Annotated in this window: 12 protein-coding genes; all 12 read left to right on the forward strand. The window is 45.3% G+C overall.

The features are described from left to right. Nucleotides 1-312 precede the first annotated feature (312 nt). The 12 genes from ACMAZD_RS14220 to ACMAZD_RS14275 all read left to right on the forward strand — a co-directional run bounded on the left by ACMAZD_RS14220 (nucleotide 313) and on the right by ACMAZD_RS14275 (nucleotide 19,996). Nucleotides 313-1,398, forward strand: a complete 1,086-nt coding sequence (locus ACMAZD_RS14220; RefSeq protein WP_435247701.1) for an AI-2E family transporter — start codon at nucleotides 313-315, stop codon at nucleotides 1,396-1,398. Between the two features lie 110 nt (nucleotides 1,399-1,508). Then, nucleotides 1,509-2,531, forward strand: a complete 1,023-nt coding sequence (gene rsmC, locus ACMAZD_RS14225) for a 16S rRNA (guanine(1207)-N(2))-methyltransferase RsmC (RefSeq protein WP_435247702.1) — start codon at nucleotides 1,509-1,511, stop codon at nucleotides 2,529-2,531. A gap of 216 nt (nucleotides 2,532-2,747) precedes the next feature. Next, nucleotides 2,748-6,137, forward strand: a complete 3,390-nt coding sequence (locus ACMAZD_RS14230) for a response regulator (RefSeq protein ID WP_435247703.1) — start codon at nucleotides 2,748-2,750, stop codon at nucleotides 6,135-6,137. A 706-nt stretch (nucleotides 6,138-6,843) separates the two neighbouring features. Further along, complete coding sequence (locus ACMAZD_RS14235) at nucleotides 6,844-8,526, forward strand: ABC transporter substrate-binding protein (protein ID WP_435247704.1); 1,683 nt, start codon at nucleotides 6,844-6,846, stop codon at nucleotides 8,524-8,526. 169 nt (nucleotides 8,527-8,695) lie between these two features. After that, entirely contained in the window at nucleotides 8,696-9,682 is a 987-nt protein-coding gene (locus tag ACMAZD_RS14240) for an ABC transporter permease (protein ID WP_009847562.1), read from the forward strand. Between the two features lie 2 nt (nucleotides 9,683-9,684). Beyond that, nucleotides 9,685-10,710, forward strand: coding sequence for an ABC transporter permease (locus ACMAZD_RS14245; RefSeq protein ID WP_435247705.1), 1,026 nt, complete (start codon nucleotides 9,685-9,687; stop codon nucleotides 10,708-10,710). 2 nt (nucleotides 10,711-10,712) lie between these two features. Then, nucleotides 10,713-11,696 carry an ABC transporter ATP-binding protein gene (locus ACMAZD_RS14250; protein WP_435247706.1) on the forward strand — a complete coding sequence of 328 codons (984 nt, stop codon included), beginning with the start codon at nucleotides 10,713-10,715 and terminating at the stop codon, nucleotides 11,694-11,696. 87 nt (nucleotides 11,697-11,783) lie between these two features. Continuing rightward, nucleotides 11,784-12,779 (forward strand): ABC transporter ATP-binding protein, encoded by a 996-nt coding sequence (locus tag ACMAZD_RS14255; RefSeq protein WP_435247707.1) that lies wholly within the window; start codon nucleotides 11,784-11,786, stop codon nucleotides 12,777-12,779. A 97-nt stretch (nucleotides 12,780-12,876) separates the two neighbouring features. Then, nucleotides 12,877-14,598: a glycoside hydrolase family 9 protein gene (locus ACMAZD_RS14260; RefSeq protein ID WP_435247708.1), complete on the forward strand. Its 1,722-nt coding sequence runs from the start codon at nucleotides 12,877-12,879 to the stop codon at nucleotides 14,596-14,598. Nucleotides 14,599-14,600: 2 nt separating this feature from the next. Continuing rightward, nucleotides 14,601-15,485 (forward strand): BadF/BadG/BcrA/BcrD ATPase family protein, encoded by an 885-nt coding sequence (locus tag ACMAZD_RS14265; protein ID WP_435247709.1) that lies wholly within the window; start codon nucleotides 14,601-14,603, stop codon nucleotides 15,483-15,485. Between the two features lie 12 nt (nucleotides 15,486-15,497). Further along, a complete protein-coding gene (locus ACMAZD_RS14270) occupies nucleotides 15,498-17,444 on the forward strand; it encodes a beta-N-acetylhexosaminidase (protein ID WP_435247710.1) in 1,947 nt (648 codons plus the stop codon). Nucleotides 17,445-17,590: 146 nt separating this feature from the next. Beyond that, on the forward strand, nucleotides 17,591-19,996 hold the full coding sequence (locus ACMAZD_RS14275; protein WP_435247711.1) for a GH36-type glycosyl hydrolase domain-containing protein: 2,406 nt from the start codon (nucleotides 17,591-17,593) through the stop codon (nucleotides 19,994-19,996). Nucleotides 19,997-20,053: the final 57 nt, after the last annotated feature.

Raw genomic sequence — 20,053 nt, forward strand, 5'->3', positions numbered from 1 at the left:
GAATTTAGGGCTGCATTAGATGCAGCCCTTTTTAATACATCACGCTCGCTAACCACAAATATGACAACTTATTTACCCTTCTATTAAGGCTAAAACTGAACCAAAAACACCTAACGTTCCCAGAAAAGAAAAACCAACAACATCAAGGTGCCAATGAACATTCTGAACCAAGGGATCTCTTTTTTTGTTTGCTGTTCTTCATCTTGGCATTTCTTATCTTTATTACAGCATCCCATTATCAAAACTCCTCATTGCTAACTCTCTGTTTTGCAGCCATTATAAACTCATAACGCAAATATAGAGACCATTAACGTGTCAGAAAAACTCAAAATCAATACCAGCCACTGGGTGATCATCATTGCCCTACTTGCGGCAGCTTATGCTTGTTACTTGCTTATAGAGCCGTACGTCAACTCAATCGTGATGGCCTTTATCATTTCACTATTGATGTTCCCGATCCATGAGTGGCTTGAAAAAAAACTCCCGAATAAAGAAAACATCGTCTCTCTGTTGTCTTGTGTGGTTCTGACTTTCATTATTGTTATCCCTTTATTGGCAGTATTCGCAGCAATTGTTCAGCAAGGTTCTCTGTTCTCTCAGAATACCTACCAATGGGTGACCCAGGGTGGTATTCAGACTTTATTTGCACACCCATTCGTGGTCAAAGCACTGTCATTTGTGAATAACTACTTGCCTTTCGACAACATTGAGCCTCAAGCCATCGCACAGAAAGTCGGTGAATTTGCGACCAGCTTTGGCTCAAAACTGGTTGGTATCAGTGCAAAAATCCTTGGTGATGCGACCAATTTCTTGATGGATTTCTTCTTGATGCTGTTTGTTCTGTTCTTCCTATTAAGAGATCACGACAAAATCATCAGTGTGGTTCGTCATATTCTGCCACTATCTCGTAGTCAAGAAGACAAGCTTCTAACAGAGATTGAGCAAGTATCGAAATCAGCTGTAATGGGTTCATTCTTAACCGCAATAGCACAAGGTTTTGCGGGCGGTTTAGGTATGTGGATTGCCGGTTTCCCAGGCCTATTCTGGGGCACCATGATGGGCTTTGCCTCTTTCATCCCAGTTGTGGGTACCGCATTAATCTGGATCCCAGCAGCAACTTACTTGTTCCTAACGGGTGATACCACATGGGCGATTTTCCTAACGGTTTACTGTGTAGCGATTGTTGGTTCTATTGATAACTTGTTGCGTCCACTGCTGATGCAAGGCAGTGCAGGCATGAATACCTTGATGATCTTCTTCTCACTGTTAGGTGGTATTCAATTATTTGGCCTAATTGGTCTAATCTACGGCCCACTGATTTTTGCGATTACCATTGTCCTGTTCAACATCTACGATGAAGAGTTTAAGGACTTTTTAAACCAACAAGACAAGAGTTAATCAACTGTTCGACAACTTGGTTGCCGAACGAGTATTAAACACTTCAAGCTTTGGGCGGATTATGCGAAAATCCGCCCTCATTTTTTGCTAACGATTCAACAGAGTGTCCTATGTCAGCTTATATTGCCCCAAGCCAGATTGCTCAGCGTCAACTCGCCTACTTTGAAGGCAAACATGTTTTAGTTGCAGGTGAGGCAGAAGACTTGTTCCCTGTTGAATTAGCGAAGTATTGTGAATCTGTCTCTGTGTTTACTTCTAATTACAGCTACTACCGTAAACTGGGGGGTTGCAACACCATCCAACGTTTTTACGGTGCTGAATTCACCGAAGAAACCAAAGCTGACTTGGTGATGTTGTATTGGCCAAAAGCAAAAGCAGAAGCGGAATTTCTGTTGGCGATGTTATTTGCCAAGCTAGGTAAAGATACCGAGATTGTCGTAGTTGGCGAGAATCGTTCTGGTGTTAAAAGTATCGAGAAGATGTTCGCTCCTTACGGCAAAGTCGTGAAATACGATTCGGCGCGCCGTTGCTCTTTTTACTGGGGTCAGTGCTTCGAACAACCGCAAGCGTTCAACCTTCAAAACTGGTTTAAAACCTACACTGTTAACATTGATGAGCAATCACTGACTGTAAAAAGCCTTCCAGGTGTGTTTAGTCACGGCCAATTTGATGTAGGTAGCCAACTGCTACTTGATACTCTGCCAAAGCTAAAAGGCAAAGTACTGGATTTTGGTTGTGGTGCCGGCGTATTAGGTGCGGTTATGGCATCTCGTCACCCTGATATCGAGCTAGAAATGTGTGATATCAGCGCGTTCGCAGTCGCATCAAGCCAAGCCACCCTCGAAGCCAATGGTCTAACGGGCAAAGTTTTCGCTTCTGATGTTTATTCTGATACGTCTAAAGACTATCAGTTCATCATCAGTAACCCGCCTTTCCACTCAGGATTAGACACAAGCTACAGCGCAACGGAAACTCTGCTAGCGCAGGCACCAAAGCACCTAAAGCGCTCTGGTGAGATGATTATTGTTGCAAACAGCTTTTTAAAATACATACCTATTATTGAACAAGCGTTTGGAAAATGCGCGACTCTAAATAAGACCACTAAATTCGCGATATACCACGCAAACAAGTAGCCTATCCAACACAGCGCAGGGTCACAATCTGCGCTGTCTGTTCATATTTCTATCAAAACTCTATAAAAATGAGCTTTTGCACACGCTTTAAATACCACTTACTTGTCAAAGTAAAAAAACTCGTTAATTTCGTTAAATTGGAACCCATTAATTCTATTCTCTGTACTTGTTTTCGCCCCTTTTAGCAGTGCATCAAAGGAAAGTAGTACCCAATTTATGTTTAGATTCTATCGAAAGCAGAAGTTTAAGCGCCTTCAAAATACCTTAATGTTGGCGTTTCTCGTCCTCAGTATTACCCCAGTGACACTTATCGCGATCTTTTTCCTCCAATCGCACAGTCAGGATCTTCAGGAACAAAGTACTTCGCACCTTGTCTCGGTCCGTGATACTAAACAGCAACAAATCGTCGATTACCTACAGGCTCAAGAGTCGCAAGTCATGGGCTTCGTTCGCTCAGAGCTAGCCAATGCCAGTGGTGGACGTTTCTACGGTTTAATCAATGCCTTTCAACGACTCGGCTTAGATATTGATGAAGCGCGCAGCAATGCTCAACAGCGCTACATTCAAGGTTCAGGCGATCAAATCAAAACATCTATACTTCCTGAGTCGAGCAGTTTCATCGGAAGCGAACGCTATCGCTTGCTGCATAAGCGATACCATAACTCATATCAAGAACTGCTTAAGCGTTCAGACTTTGATGACATTCTATTAGTCGACATTAACGGTAACGTGGCTTACTCCGTATTTAAGCGTGATAACTACGGGACCAACTTACTGACCGGCAAATACAAAGATTCAAACCTTGGGGTCACCTTCCAAAGATTAGCCAAGGACGTGACAGATAAGCGTAGATCCAACGAAGATTACACCCCTGTCATCGTGTCTGACTTTAAAGACGAAAACGGCAAGCAAACCGCATGGCTAGGTGCGCCTATTGTTCAACAAGGATATTTACACAGCTATGCGATGTTTAGACTGCCAATTAACGGCATTACCAAGCTGATTGCGGATCTAAACAAGAGCTCAAACATTCAAACACTTCTTGTTGGTAGTGACCACTTACCTCGTAGCCTTGCTCACTCTCAAGAGTCAATTAACCTGAGCTTAGATGTTGTCGACAAAGCTCTGGCAGGTGAAACCGCAGTAGGCACGTTTGACAACACTCTCGATCAAGCGATCATAGCCGCTTACACCCCGATTGAGCTTAAATACGCTACCTGGGCATTGGTTGTCGAACTGCCAGAAAAAGAGGCGTTTGCTCGTATTCATCAATTAGAAAAGATCTTCGTGATTGTGATGCTAACAGCGATCATTCTCGTGGTTGTTGCATCGCACTACTTATCGAACTTCATCACCTCGCCATTGCTAAAGCTCACTTGGGCTGCAGAGAAGGTCTCCGCCGGCGATCTTGATGAAACGATGATCAATACCGAGCGGAAAGACGAAATAGGTCGCCTAGCTGTCAGCTTTGAAAGGATGCAGCGCTCTATTCGTGAAAAAATGCTGCTGATTAAAAGTCAAAATGACGAGTTAGAGGACAACCTCAAAACGATTCAAAAACAAAACGAAGAATTGCAGCTTGCCAATAAACTGAAAGATGAATTCTTGGCAACGACTTCCCATGAGCTCAGAACACCACTTCATGGCATGGTTGGTATCGCAGAGGCGCTGATATCTGGTGCCAACGGGCCTATTCCTGCCAACCAGAAGTACCAGTTGGATATCATTATCAATAGTGGTCAGAGATTGGCAACCTTAGTTGATGACCTACTCGATTACCACAAGATGCGCTATGGCAGCTTAGATATTAAGAAGTCAGCCGTCGATTTGTCTGCTGCCACCAGCTTAGTGCTTGAGTTATCTCATCATCTGTTAGGTAACAAGCCAATCCGCATTATCAATCAAGTTCCAAGTGATTTAGGGTTAGTCTCGTCTGATCCTCAACGACTGGAACAAGTGATGTATAACTTGGTCGGCAATGCTATTAAGTACACATCCGAAGGTAAGATTGTTATCTCAGCAAGCGTTATCGACGACAACATTCGTGTGCAAGTTGTCGATACCGGCCAAGGCATCCCAGCAGAATACCTAGAACATATCTTTGAACCACTGATTCAAGCAGGGCAAGACTCAAGTAACTATCGCCAAGGTGCAGGGCTTGGGTTATCCATTAGCCGTCAGCTGATCGAGCTAATGGGTGGCTCGCTGTACGTAAGTAGCCAGCCAATGCTTGGGACGACCTTCAGCTTCACATTACCTTTAGCTACCCAACAAGAATTGGATAGTTACAATGAATCAGGGAGCTACTCACACTTCCAAGCGCCTGATTTGATTGATAACACTCAGCAAGAGAATAGCGCTATCAGCGAAGACCCGAATGACCCGTTGTTAGTGATTGCTGACGATGAGCCCGTCAACTTACGCGTGTTAGACAGCTTCTTAAAATTGGAAGGCTATCGAGTTCGAACGGCATGTGACGGTCCAGAAACGATTGAACTGATTGAGAAAGAGAAGCCAGAACTGCTTCTACTCGACATCATGATGCCGGGCATGAGTGGCTATCAGGTGTGTGAAGCGCTGCGTAAGCAATATGACCACGCACAATTACCAATCATCATGCTCACTGCACTTAATCAAGCGGAAGACCGTGTTCGTGGCTTTGAAGCGGGTGCCAACGATTACTTATCCAAGCCGTTTAATAAACAGGAACTGGCTGCTCGAATCACAGCGCACTTATCCGCAAGTAAGGCGGAACAGAGGCGCCTTGAGAATGACCAGCTGCAACTGGAGCTCACACATAGAGCCATGGTTGAAGCTAACCTGCTCGAAACTCAAGGACGCTTGCTAGAACAGTTGGAGTCAGCTCCAGAAGCCATTATTTGTATTCGAGAAGACCAACGCATTCGCTTTGCCAATGAAGCAGCGGCCAAGCTTTTTAGACGCGGACAAGAACAACTGAAGCGCTCAATGGCTGACGAAATCATTGCACCTAAATACCTCAAGGTGGAACAAGCTCACTACTGTGGTGACATCGATATCTACATTGATGACACGCGTCAGCGCATACCAAGTGACATTCTTAAACTACCTGAAGGCTCAGGACTCGATACCATGTATATCTTCAATGTCGGTGGTGGTGTTAACTCAAACCGTATCAATAACCTTGAAACGGCGGTTGAGGCGCTTTCAAGTTATGCTTTTGAAGGCGACAAAGACAAACTGCAACAACTGAAAGAGCTCGGTGGTGAATTCACTCGCCTTGCTGATAAGGCAACCGGTGAAGGTAAAAACAAACAAGAGCTAATGCGCGAAGTGTTGGTGGAAGCGATGACCAATGCCATCATATATTGGGAGTCAGTCACTGGTGAAACCAAGTTTGCTTTCGCAGAGAAGAGTGGCTTGTGGCGTGTTTATTTAGACCGAAGTACGCTTCAAACTCGCACCTTAGATAAATATCTACGCTTTGAAACCTTACCGAAAACACCTCGCTGGCGCACGGTGTTGAGCTCTATCGAGTTCATTCTAGAGCACTGTAAAGAACAAACGCCAGAAAGAACTCACATCGAGATGCTCAGAGACAAGCTACAGAAATTACTGACCAGCTAATCCTGAACTAACATCACGATACTTTAATAATAGAGCCCACCTCGTGTGGGCTTTTTTGTACGTAACATTTCGATTCAAAGAGAAATAACACGGCTCGAATGCACTTTTTTCACGTCTTTAAACAAGAGAAATATCACGTTACTTGAGCTTCAACGCACCTTAAAAATTCGCGCTTACTCGCCCTATTCTCCGCCTTTTCTAACCGTTAACTGACTCTTTGTTGCAGTTTGAGAAGCGAGTCACAACAGAACGGCAGATTTAATTTTCTAGGGAAATTTAACGTAAAATCAGCAAGTGACCAAGATCTACAATTACATCAATGCAGAGCAAGAGTATATTACTAAATGCTAGGTAAGTAAGTGGGCACTTACACACCATCACAACCACAAATTCAATTGCGAGTCACATCACCATAACAATTGCGCGCAAAAAACCACCAAAGCACCCTACTTTGACGTTAATGACGTGTGGCTATGTGTTTTTAACGTTTTTGACGGGAAACGAGTTTGATTAATTCATCGATAAGGTGTTTTCTTACTCCTGCCAAAGGCCTACAGGCCACTCTTACCACTTCTCAGAGACAGCGATGAATCTGGAGCAACGAAGAAGAGGTAGGCCTTTAACCAGAGTGTGTATCTACTCACCAATTAGCGATAGATAACATTCAATCCATTAGTGAAATGAAAGCAAATAGTAAGGAACAGCTATGCTTGCCAATATAAAAAAAACAGCCCTAGCAACAGCAATTATTGCAACGGCTACAACAGGTTTTGCATCAGTAGCAACAGCTGCAGAACGCAGCGAACTGACTATTCACCCTAAGGAGTTCACTACCTTTGTACGTAACTTTAACCCGTATTTAGGCGCAACTCATTTACATACAACTTGGGATTTCCTCTACGAACCATTAGTTGTATTTAACGAAATGCACGGTAACACTCCAGTGTTCCGTCTCGCTGAAAACTTCAAAATGTCAGATGATCTGATGAGCGTTGTTTTCGACATTCGTAAGGGGGTTAAATGGTCTGATGGAGAAACTTTCTCTGCTGATGATGTTGTTTTTTCTTTCAACCTTGTAAAAGAGAGACCAGAACTTGACCAATCTGGTATCAACTCTTGGGTAACTTCCGTAGAAAAGCTTAACGACTATCAAGTTAAATTCAACCTAACAGAAGCCAACTCGAATGCACCTTACGAGATTGCTAAAGTACCTGTAGTACCAAAGCACATCTGGAAAGACGTCAAAGATCCATCAACGTTTACCAATGAAAACCCGGTAGGTTCTGGTCCATTTACAGAAGTCGATACATTTACTTCGCAACTATATATCCAGTGTGCAAACCCAAATTACTGGGATGCAGACAACCTAGATGTTGACTGTCTGCGAGTTCCACAAATTGCGAATAACGACCAATTCCTAGGTAAAATCGTAAACGGTGAAATGGACTGGACGTCTTCTTTCGTTCCAGATATCGACCGTACATACGCGGCAGCTAGCCCGAAACACCACTACTGGTACCCGCCAGCAGGTACACAAGCTTTCGTTGTAAACTTCAAGCATCCAGATGCTGCAAAGCATGAAGCATTAAGTAACGTTGAATTCCGTCGTGCCTTCTCCATGGCGCTTGACCGTCAAACTATCATCGACATCGCATTCTACGGTGGCGGTACAGTAAATGATTTTGCTTCTGGTCTTGGTTACGCGTTTGAAGCTTGGTCTGATGAAAAAACTCATGACAAGTACAAAGGCTTCAACACATACAACGCTGAAGGCGCGAAGAAGCTTCTTGCAGACGCTGGCTTCAAAGATGTAAACAAAGATGGTTTTGTTGATACTCCATCAGGTAAGTCTTTCGAACTAATGATCCAATCGCCAAATGGCTGGACCGACTTCAACAACACAGTTCAACTAGCGGTAGAACAGCTAAACGAAATCGGTATTAAAGCGAAAGCTCGTACGCCTGACTTCTCTGTGTATAACCAAGCGATGCTTGAAGGCACATACGACGTAGCTTACACAAACTACTTCCACGGTGCGGATCCATACACGTACTGGAACAGTGCTTACAATTCATCACTTCAATCTGGTGATGGTATGCCTCGTTTCGCGATGCACTTCTACCAAAACGACAAGCTAGATGGTCTTCTAAACAGCTTCTACAAAACAGCTGATAAGAACGAACAGCTAGATATCGCACACGGTATTCAGCAAATCATCGCTGCAGACCAAGTAACGATCCCTGTGATGTCTGGTGCTTACATGTACCAATACAACACAACTCGCTTCACTGGTTGGTGGAACGAAGAAAATCCAAAAGGCCGTCCAAACATTTGGGCTGGTATTCCAGAGCGTCTACTTCATGTACTGGACCTAAAACCAGTTAAATAAGTAATCGTTCAATCTTTGCGGCGTAACTTCTTACGCCGCTTATAAAAATCCCCACACTCTCAATTGAAAGTATGGCGCTCGTCGTCAGGGGATTTTTCGTTCCAAATTTCGCTAGGAGCGACCTGAATCCAGAAACAGGGAAACAATCTGGGTGAGTAAGGTGTGAGTTATGGGTTATTTTTTAAGACGTTTGTCATTTTATTTTGTCGCGCTATTAGTTGCAGCGACGTTAAACTTTATTATTCCAAGAGCAATGCCTGGTGACCCAGTTACCATGATGTTTGCGAACGCTTCTGTACAAGTTACTCCTGAGCGTATTGCTGCAATGAAAGAACTATTAGGCTTCGTTGATGGCGGCTTACTGGTTCAATACGGCGCATACATGAAGAACATTCTAAGCTGGGAGCTTGGTACATCAATCCAGTTCTACCCACTATCAGTAAATACGCTGTTAGGTGGCGCATTCGGTTGGTCGCTTTTCTTAGCTGGCACCGCAGTTATTCTTTCTTTCTCAATTGGTTCAATCCTAGGTATTTTTGCAGCGTGGAAACGTGGCAGCAAATACGATGCCTTTGTGACTCCAGGGATGCTGATTTTACAAGCCGTTCCTCAGGTTGTTATTGCCATGATTGCGCTGTTTACCTTCGCAATCGGCTTGAAATGGTTCCCAACAGGTTACGCCTATACCGCGGGTACGATTCCAGATTGGACAAGCTGGGCATTCATTAAAGATGTCGCTTACCACGCCTTCTTACCTTTGCTATGTGCATCTATTGTTCAAATTGGTGGCTTCCTAGTCAACATGCGTAACAACATGATCAACCTGCTAGCTGAAGATTACATCACTATGGCGAAAGGCAAAGGCCTTAGCGAAAACCGAGTGGTATTCAATTACGCAGCTCGTAACGCGATGCTACCAAGTGTGACAGCACTTTCTATGTCGCTAGGTATGGCAATCGGTGGTCAGTTAATTATCGAAATCATCTTTAACTACCCAGGCCTTGGCAGCGTACTTTTCAACGCAATTAACGCTCGTGATTACCAAGTACTGCAAGGTCAACTGCTTATCATGACGCTGTTCATGCTGTTCTTTAACCTAGTTGCAGACATGCTTTACGTTGTTCTTGACCCTCGTCTTCGTAAGGGTGGTAAATAATCATGAAAGATATTCTAAAACTCATTTGGCGTAACCCGATGGCCTTAACAGGCGTCATCATCCTAAGTATTTTTATTCTTGGTGCGATTGCGGCTCCATTGATAACTAAACACGTACCAGACAAACGTACAGGTAACCCGCACGAATACCCTGGCTTCGTGGTTAAGTCTGCACAAACAAGCCCTGATGGCTGGGTTGCTCAAAACCTAGCAGACGATCGTCGTACATTGATAATGTCTAAAAAGGCGGACCACGTACTGGGGACAACGCGTATGGGTCGTGACGTTTGGTCACAAGTGGTATACGGCGCACGCGTATCTCTTGCTGTAGGTTTTGGTGCGGGTCTTACCGTATGTTTACTCGCGACAGTGATCGGTGTTTCGGCAGGTTACTTTGGCGGACGTGTCGATGATGTTCTGACAGCCGCAATGAACATCATGCTAGTTATTCCTCAATACCCATTACTGTTTGTAGTTGCAGCCTTTATCGGCGAGGCAGGGCCAGTCACCATAACCTTGGTTATCGGCTTTATGTCCTGGGCTTGGGGCGCGCGTGTTGTTCGTTCCCAGACCTTAGCACTACGTGAAAAAGAGTTTGTAAAAGCCGCTGAAGTTCTGGGTGAATCTTCATTCCGTATCATCTTCGTAGAGATTCTTCCAAACCTTATCTCTATCGTTGGCGCGAGCTTCATCGGCTCGGTGATGTACGCAATCATGATGGAAGCAACGATTTCGTTCCTAGGTCTTGGTGACCCGAACACAATCAGCTGGGGCATCATGCTTTACAACGTTCAAACCTCTTCATCAATGCTGATTGGCGCTTGGTGGGAACTATTGGCTCCTTGTATCGCATTGACACTCCTTGTAACTGGTCTTGCTCTACTTAACTTCGCTGTCGATGAAATTGCCAACCCGCAACTGCGTTCTCACAAAGGCATGAAGCGTTGGAAGAAATTAGCAGCACAAGACAAAGAAGAACGTGAACCTGAACTACCACCACAAAATGCACTTTGGAGCGGAGATAAATAATCATGTCTGAACCACTAATTTCTATCCGCAATTTATGCGTGGATTACATCACAGAGTCTGGCGATGTACGTGCGTGTAACAACGTAAGTTTCGACATTGCTCCAGGTGAAGTATTCGGCCTAGCTGGTGAATCTGGCTGTGGTAAATCAACTGTTGCTTTCTCTCTTATGCGTCTGCATAAGCCGCCCGCTTACATCAGTGGTGGCGAGGTTATCTTCAATGGTGAGAACATCCTTGAATACAGTGATGACCGTATGCAAGCGTTCCGTTGGAGCGAGATGTCGATGGTATTCCAAAGTGCAATGAACGCATTGAATCCAGTATTACCAATGGAAGAGCAGTTCTGTGACGTGATTATGCACCACACCAACATGACTCGTGAGCAAGCAAAAAAGCGCGCCGAAGGTCTACTTGAGATCGTCGATATTCACCCAAGCCGATTGAGTGACTACCCCCACCAATTCTCTGGTGGTATGCGTCAACGTTTGGTTATTGCTATCGCTCTCGCGCTGAATCCAAAGCTGATCATTATGGATGAGCCAACAACAGCACTTGATGTGGTTGTGCAACGCGAAATCCTACAAAAAATCTATGCATTGAAAGAAGAGTTTGGCTTCTCGATTCTGTTCATCACCCATGACTTGTCATTGATGGTCGAGTTCTCTGACCGTATCGGCATCATGTACTCAGGTGAGCTTATCGAGATTGCGGACTCTCAAGATATTCTAGAAAACCCTTTCCACCCTTACACCAAAGGGCTGGGAAGTTCTTTCCCTCCACTGACAGGGCCAAAGACAAAACTAGCGGGTATTCCGGGCAATCCTTTGAACCTGTTAGAGATTCCTGAAGGGTGTCGTTTCCAAGCTCGTTGTGACCGTGTACATGAAGCCTGCACCAAGGTACCAACCAAGCTGCGTTCTATCGACCCGGGACATTTGTCTAACTGCCACCTGTACGGTGACCCAATAGTACAAAGGAAGCTATAGCTTGCACGCTGATTCAGCGTGAATAACGAATAAGGCGGCTCGACCGCCGAAATACAAGCAAAGCGAATAAGGATTCTGGAGACAATTATGAGCAAAGATTTCGGTCAGTTATTGGTAGAAGGTAAGAACGTCGTGAAAGACTTCCCAATAAGCAGTACCACCATTCAAACCCCGATGATGCGTGCGATTAACGACGTATCATTCAAAATGTACAAAAGCCGCGGCCTAGCGGTGGTTGGTGAGTCTGGCTCAGGCAAATCAACAACGGCAAAAATGATCGCAAAAATGTATACGCCATCAGGCGGTACGATCGAGTACAAAGGTCGTGACATCCAAGAGATCTTAAGCAGAAAAGATCTTATGCATTACCGTGAAGGCGTGCAGATGGTATGGCAAGACCCGTTTGGTTCCCTGAATCCAACACATAACATCTTCCACCACATTGCTCGCCCATTGTTGATCCACAAAAAAGTATCTCCTGGCAACAAGAAAGAGTTACAGGAACGTGTATACGATCTTCTAGAGCAGGTTGGCTTAATCCCACCAAAAGCAACGGCAGAAAAGTACCCTCACCAACTCTCAGGTGGTCAACGTCAACGTGTCAACCTAGCCCGTAACATCGCGGTAGGGGCAGAAGTTGTATTAGCCGATGAACCAACATCAATGCTTGATGTATCGATTCGTGCTGGTGTTTTAAACCTGATGGAAGAGATGAAGTTTGAGAAGCAAATGTCTCTGCTTTACATCACTCACGACATCGCAACGGCTCGGTATATTGCTGAAGATCTTTCAGTGATGTACGTAGGACACATGGTGGAATGGGGCGATACCGATGACGTGATTGCTAACCCGCAACACCCTTACACCCAACTGCTGGTTTCTGCGGTTCCAGACCCTAAGAAATCTATCCACGACCAATTAGCAGGTAATAAAGGGGAAATCCCTCTTTGGACACCAGCATCAGCAGGTTGCCCTTTTGCAGGCCGATGTACTCACGCAATGGACAAGTGTAAAGAGCAATTACCGGGTGTTACTCAACTCGCAGAGAACCATTTTGTGCGTTGTTACCTACACGAAAGCTAAGCAATAAATGCCCGTTAGGGTCTGCGGACCCTAACTATTTATCCTAAAAAATTTCAGGTACCTAGCCATAAGAAACTAGGACTTTTGGAGAACATTGATGCTGTTATTGACCAACCATATTGGCTACGAATCCACGGCTCCAAAGCAGGCTATCTTACAAACTAAGAAAGCTCGCTTATCAAGTACGACTGCATTATTAGTGTGTGCCGACAACCATATTACCGTGGGCAACTTCGATGTTGTAAAGCAAGGCCGCGTAGCAAACTGGCATCAAGGACAATTCTTCACTATCGATTTCAGTTCATTCACTGAACCTGGTCGCTACTACCTGCGCTTTGACAATCTGCGTTCAAAAGTTTTCGATATTGGTAGCAACCTACTAATGAACCACACGTTTTCTGATGTGCTTCATTACTTTAAGTCTCAACGTTGCGGCGGAACTTTCGACAAAAAAGATCAACAGGCACAAATTCTAGGTACTGACATGTACGTCGATGTCCATGGCGGTTGGTACGACGCATCCGGTGATGTAAGCAAGTACTTTAGTCACCTGTCTTATGGTAATTACCTCAATCCTCAACAGATTCCTATGGTTGTTTGGAACATGCTTAAAAGCGTGCGCTTAACCAGTAATAACCCAGACTTCCCGAAATTCTCCATGATTCGCCTGACTGAAGAAGCCCTATTCGGTGCAGATTTCTTAGTGCGCATGCAAGACGCGGCTGGATACTTCTATATGACGGTATTCGACAAGTGGAGCAAAGACATCAATCAGCGCGACATCTGCGCTTATGTTACTCAGGAAGGCCATAAGTCAACGGACTTGCAAGCGGGCTACCGACAAGGTGCCGGTGTTGCTATTGCAGCATTAGCCGCAGCTTCTGAACTTAAAACCTCTGGCAGTTACTCTAGTCAAACCTATCTTGATACAGCTGCAAAAGGTTACTGGCATCTAAAAGAGTACAACCTCCAATACCTAAATGACGGTGAAGAGAACATCATCGATGAGTATTGTGCCCTACTCGCTGCCAACGAGTTGTACCGAGTTACACAAGATTCTCAATATCTATCAGAAGCAAGGATTTGGGCGAGTCGCTTGATCGCTCGTCAGCAATCCGATGACTCATTTGCCTACTTCTGGTCGGCAAACTCTGATGGCTCTCGCCCTTACTTCCATGCAGCAGAAGCAGGCCTTCCTGTGATTGCGCTATGCGAGTACATCGACAATGAAACCAATGCAGAACTGAAAGAACAAGCGCGCACGGTTGTTCAAAAAGCCTGTCACTTCGAAATCAATATTACAGACAAAGTCATCAACCCATTTGGCTACCCGAGACAATACGTTAAGTCTGTCGATGGTGATAAACGCGATGCCTTCTTTGTCGCTCAAAAGAACGAAACAGGCTACTGGTGGCAAGGCGAAAACGCACGTCTTGGTTCAATTGCGACCATGGCGTACTTGGTTCAACCACACATTCAAGATGCCGATCTTAAAAAGCGCTTAATCCAGCTTTCACAAAACAGCCTTGATTGGATTTTAGGATTGAACCCTTACCACATGTGCATGCTTGATGGTCACGGTCATAACAACCCAGACTACCTACCACAGCTTGGTTTCTTTAATGCGAAAGGCGGTATCTGCAACGGCATCACGGCTGGCTTTGACGATGAACAAGACATCGCATTCAATCCACCAGATCAAAAAGACGACATGCTACAAAACTGGCGTTGGGGCGAACAATGGATTCCTCATGGCGCGTGGTACTTACTGGCAACAGCAGCACAATTCAACCATTTAGCACAGTGTAAGGAGCAATAATCATGACTCTTTACTACGTAGGTATTGATGGTGGTGGCACTTCTTGCAGAGCTCGAATTAGAGATGACCAAGGCAAACTGATTGGTGAAGCTAAGAGCGGCAGTGCCAACATCCTATTGGGCGTTGATGTTGCGATGAATTCGATTACAGATGCCATCACCAAAGCCGCCCAACAAAGCCAACTCAACGCTGACGACTTGTCTAATATGCATGTTGGATTAGCACTGGCTGGCGCAGAGCAAAAATCAGCGTGGCTCGATTTCATGGCACAAACACACCCTTTCGCAAGTATGACGCTCAACACTGACGCTTATGGTGCTTGTATTGGCGCTCACGATGGCCAAAACGGTGCAATCATGATCGCTGGCACAGGTTCATGCGGCATCTACTTAAACAACGGTGAGCAACATGTTGTTGGTGGTCGTGAATTCCCAATTTCAGACCAAGGCGGCGGTGCAGTGATGGGCCTTCGTTTAATTCAGCAAGTTCTACTCGCTGAAGATGGTATTCGTAACAAAACTCTGCTAACTCAACACGTTATGAATCATTTCAATAATGATGTTGATGCGATCGTGGCGTGGTCGAAAGGCGCGAGTCCAAAAGATTATGGTCAATTTTCTCCAGTCATTTTTCAACTGGCTAATGAAGGCGATGAACTGGCTATCGAGATGCTTAAGCAAGCTGCAGCCGATATCGAAATGTTTGTGTTAGCGCTGCATCGAAAAGGTGCTGACAAGGTGTGCTTAATGGGAAGTATCGCAGAACGCATTCTCAACTGGCTATCACCACCAGTACAGCAGTGGATCGTTAAACCTCAATTTGACGCAATAGAAGGCGCATTGATGTTTGCCGGAAAATCACAACACAACTTGTATCAACAGGCTTAGCAGGGAAGTTATATGAATTATCGCATCGACTTAGCTGTTCTTTCTGAACAAAAAAATAACTGCCGATTCGGCCTTACGGTACATAACTTAAGTGACCTCGACGTAGAAGATTGGTCACTGCATTTTGCCTTTGACCGATTCATCCTTCCTGAGAGCTTATCGCAAGGTGAACTGACTCAAGTAGGAAGCTTTTGCTCGTTCAAACCAAGTTCACCGGTGTTAAAGGCGAACAACCATTACTACCTTGAATTCAGTATTCAAAGCGGCCCATTTTACTTCTATTCTGATGGCCTTAATGATGCCTTTATACAATCATATCACCAAGGAGAAACATCGGTACTGCCTGTTGCTATATCGCCGATTGTTTTAGCTTCACCATATCGTGAACGCAATCAAATACCTGAAGTGAGCGCAGCTGAAGTGGCATTGATTCCTCAGCCGAACCAGATCGAAATTAAGCAAGGTGGCTTCGCGTTAAATAGTGAATGCAAGATTGAGGTTCAATCTCACCTTGCAGATAAAGCTCTCTCTTGGCTACAACAGGAATTGCTCTCTATCTTTGAAATCTCTCTTTCGAATGAGCTTTCAACTGAATTTTCAAAAGACGAAAGCGGCGACATTCTATTTCGCAGCAATCCGACTTTGGACGAAGCTGAGTACAAGCTCACCGTCACGACACAGCAGATAATGCTCGAATCAGTTAGCCAGTCTGGCTTCACACACGCTGTGGCAAGCTTGATTCAGTTAGTACAACAACTGGATTCCGAGAACTTCCTTGTTCCATGTTGCAAAATCGCCGATCAGCCTCGTTTCAAATACCGAGGCATGATGTTGGACTGCGCTCGTCACTTCCACTCGGTAGAGCAAGTTAAGCGTTTAATCAATCAACTGGCGTACTACAAGCTCAACGTATTTCATTGGCACCTAACTGACGATGAAGGTTGGAGAATTGAGATTAAGAGCCTACCTCAGCTGACTGAAATCGGCGCTTGGCGCGGCCCTAATCATATATTAGAGCCGCAATACACACACCTTGCTGAGAACTATGGTGGCTTCTACACGCAACAACAAATTCGTGAAGTGATTGAGTATGCTGAGCAGCGCAGTATCACGGTTATTCCTGAAATCGATATCCCGGGTCACTGTCGCGCTGCAATAAAGTCATTGCCTGACATGTTGGTAGATCAAGCAGACACCACACAATACAAGAGTATTCAGCACTACAACGACAACGTGCTAAATCCTGGTTTACCAAGTACTTACCAATTCCTAGATGCCGTTATTGAAGAAGTGGCTGAGCTGTTCCCTAGCGAATTGATCCACATGGGCGCAGATGAAGTACCGCCAGGGGTGTGGACCAACAGCCCTGCCGCTCAAGCACTGATGAGAGAGCATCAATATCAAGACAGCGAAGATTTACAAGGCCACCTATTCCGTTATGCCGAGAACAAACTCAAGCAACTAGGCAAGCGCATGGTGGGCTGGGAAGAAGCACAACACGGCAACAAGGTCAGTAAAGAGACCATCATCTACTCATGGCTCAGTGAGGAAGCGGCTGTGAATTGCGCTCGCCAAGGCTTTGATGTTGTGCTGCAACCGGCACAGTTTACCTATCTCGACATGACCCAAGATTATGCACCGGAAGAACCGGGCGTAGATTGGGCTGCTGTCATCCCATTAGAACAAGCTTATACCTACGAAGCACTTGCTGAGATATCCGACACCGACCCAATTCGTAAGCGGATCCGCGGCATTCAATGTGCTCTATGGTGTGAGATCGTCACCAATCAAAAGCGCATGGATTACATGGTATTTCCAAGAATTAGCGCTTTAGCTGAAGGATGTTGGACACATAAAAACAACCGGAACTGGCTAGATTACCTATCTCGCCTTAAAGGGCACTTGCCATTACTCGACAGACTCAATGTTGACTATCGCAACCCTTGGAAAGCGCAATAAAACACAACCAAAGCGACACTCACATCGAGCGGTTGCTGACTCAAATTAAGGTACTCACTCAAATTAAGGTGCTCAGTCAGATAAGACTCAGCATCACTATTTAAAAATTAGCTGCATAGATGCAGTTTGTTAAAAAGGAAATGACAATGAAATACGGCTATTTCGATAACGACAATCGCGAATACGTCATCACTCGCCCTGATGTACCAGCACCTTGGACTAACTACCTAGGTACTGAAAAGTTTTGTACCGTGATTTCGCATAATGCGGGCGGTTACTCGTTCTACAATTCTCCGGAATACAACCGTGTTACTAAGTTCCGTCCAAACGGCACATTCGACCGTCCAGGGCACTATGTTTACCTGCGTGATGATGAAACCGGTGATTACTGGTCTATCTCTTGGCAGCCAGTGGCAAAAAGCCTAGATGAAGCGAACTACGAAGTTCGTCATGGTCTGTCATACTCAAAGTTCAAATGTGAATACAGCGGTATTACGGCAACTAAAACGCTATTCGTTCCTAAAGGTGAAGATGCGGAAATTTGGGATGTCGTGCTGAAGAACAACACTGACAAGCCAAGGACCATCAGCACTTTCTCATTTGTTGAGTTCTCTTTCAGTCATATTCAATCAGATAACCAGAACCATCAGATGTCTCTGTACTCTGCGGGCACGTCTTACCAAGAAGGTGTGCTTGAATACGACTTGTACTACAACACTAACGACTTTGAAGGCTTCTACTACCTAGCTTCAACTTTCTCGCCAGACAGCTACGATGGCCAACGTGACAACTTCCTAGGCATGTACCGTGATGAAGCAAACCCAATTGCGGTTGAAAATGGCAAGTGTTCTAACAGCGCGCAAACCTGTTACAACCATTGTGGTTCTCTGCACAAGCAATTTACGATTCAACCGGGTGAAGAAGTTCGCTTTGCATATGTATTAGGTATAGGTAAAGGCAACGGTGAACGCCTACGCGAGAAGTACCAAGATGCAGCCAACGTAGATGCCGCTTTCCAAGGCATCAAAGATCACTGGGACGAGCGTTGCAACAAATTCCAAGTTAAGTCGCCAAACGAAGGCTTAGACACCATGATCAACACGTGGACGCTATACCAAGCGGAAACCTGTGTGGTTTGGTCGCGCTTTGCATCGTTCATTGAAGTCGGTGGCCGTACTGGCCTTGGTTACCGTGATACGGCGCAAGACGCGATCTCAGTACCTCATGCCAACCCACAAATGACCAAAAAACGCATTATCGATCTGCTTCGTGGCCAAGTGAAAGCGGGCTACGGTCTACACTTGTTCGATCCTGACTGGTTCGATCCAGAGAAAGCAGACGTTGAGCCTTCAAAATCGCCAACGGTTGTTCCAACGCCTTCAGACGACGACAAAATCCACGGCATTGACGATACCTGTTCTGATGATCACCTGTGGATCGTACCAACCATCATCAAGTACGTGATGGAAACAGGTGAACACGATTTCTTTGACGAAGTGATTCCATACGCAGATGGTGGCGAAGCAACGGTTTACGAGCACATGAAAGCGGCGCTGAATTTCTCTGCAGAATACGTAGGGCAAACCGGTATCTGTAAAGGTCTTCGTGCTGACTGGAATGACTGTTTGAACCTAGGTGGCGGTGAATCTTCAATGGTTTCATTCCTACACTTCTGGGCGCTACAAGAATTCTTAGACCTAGCTAAGTTCCGTAATAACGATGCTGACGTTACTAAATACACTGAAATGGCAGCGAACGTTCGCGAAGCGTGTGAAACGCACCTTTGGGATGACGAGGGTGGCTGGTACATCCGTGGTCTGACTAAAAATGGCGACAAGATCGGTACTGCTCAACAAACTGAAGGTCGAGTTCACCTTGAATCAAACACGCTAGCGGTTCTATCTGGCGCGGTATCTCAAGAGCGTGGCGAGAAAGCGATGGACGCAGTTAATGAGAACTTATTCTCTGAGTATGGCTTACACCTAAACTCTCCATCGTTTGCTACACCAAATGACGATATCGGTTTTGTGACTCGCGTTTACCAAGGCGTTAAAGAGAACGGCGCTATCTTCTCTCACCCGAACCCATGGGCTTGGGTCGCCGAAGCGAAGCTAGGCCGTGGTGACCGTGCGATGAAATTCTACGACGCACTAAACCCATACAACCAAAACGACATGATTGAGACACGCTACGCAGAACCATACTCGTACGTGCAGTTCATCATGGGTAAAGACCACCAAGACCACGGCCGTGCAAACCACCCTTGGTTAACAGGTACCTCGGGTTGGGCTTACTTTGCGGTAACTAACTTCATTCTTGGTGTTCGTACAGGCTTTGAAGGTTTAACCGTCGATCCTTGTATCCCAACGGATTGGCCAGAATTCGAGGTAAATCGTCAATGGCGCGGTGCAACTTACAACATCACCGTTCAAAACCCGAATGCAGTAAGCAAGGGCGTTGCCTCTATCACGATTAACGGTGAGCAGATTGAAGGCGCAATCCCAGTACAAGCCGATGGCAGCGTAAACGAAGTTATCGTTGTACTCGGCTAATCACTTAATTTGATGAACATCTCCTATCTCAAGTCTCTACTGGCTTGAGGTAGTGAG

It is taken from the genome of Vibrio sp. nBUS_14, from assembly GCF_051201655.1.
GTDB lineage: Bacteria > Pseudomonadota > Gammaproteobacteria > Enterobacterales > Vibrionaceae > Vibrio.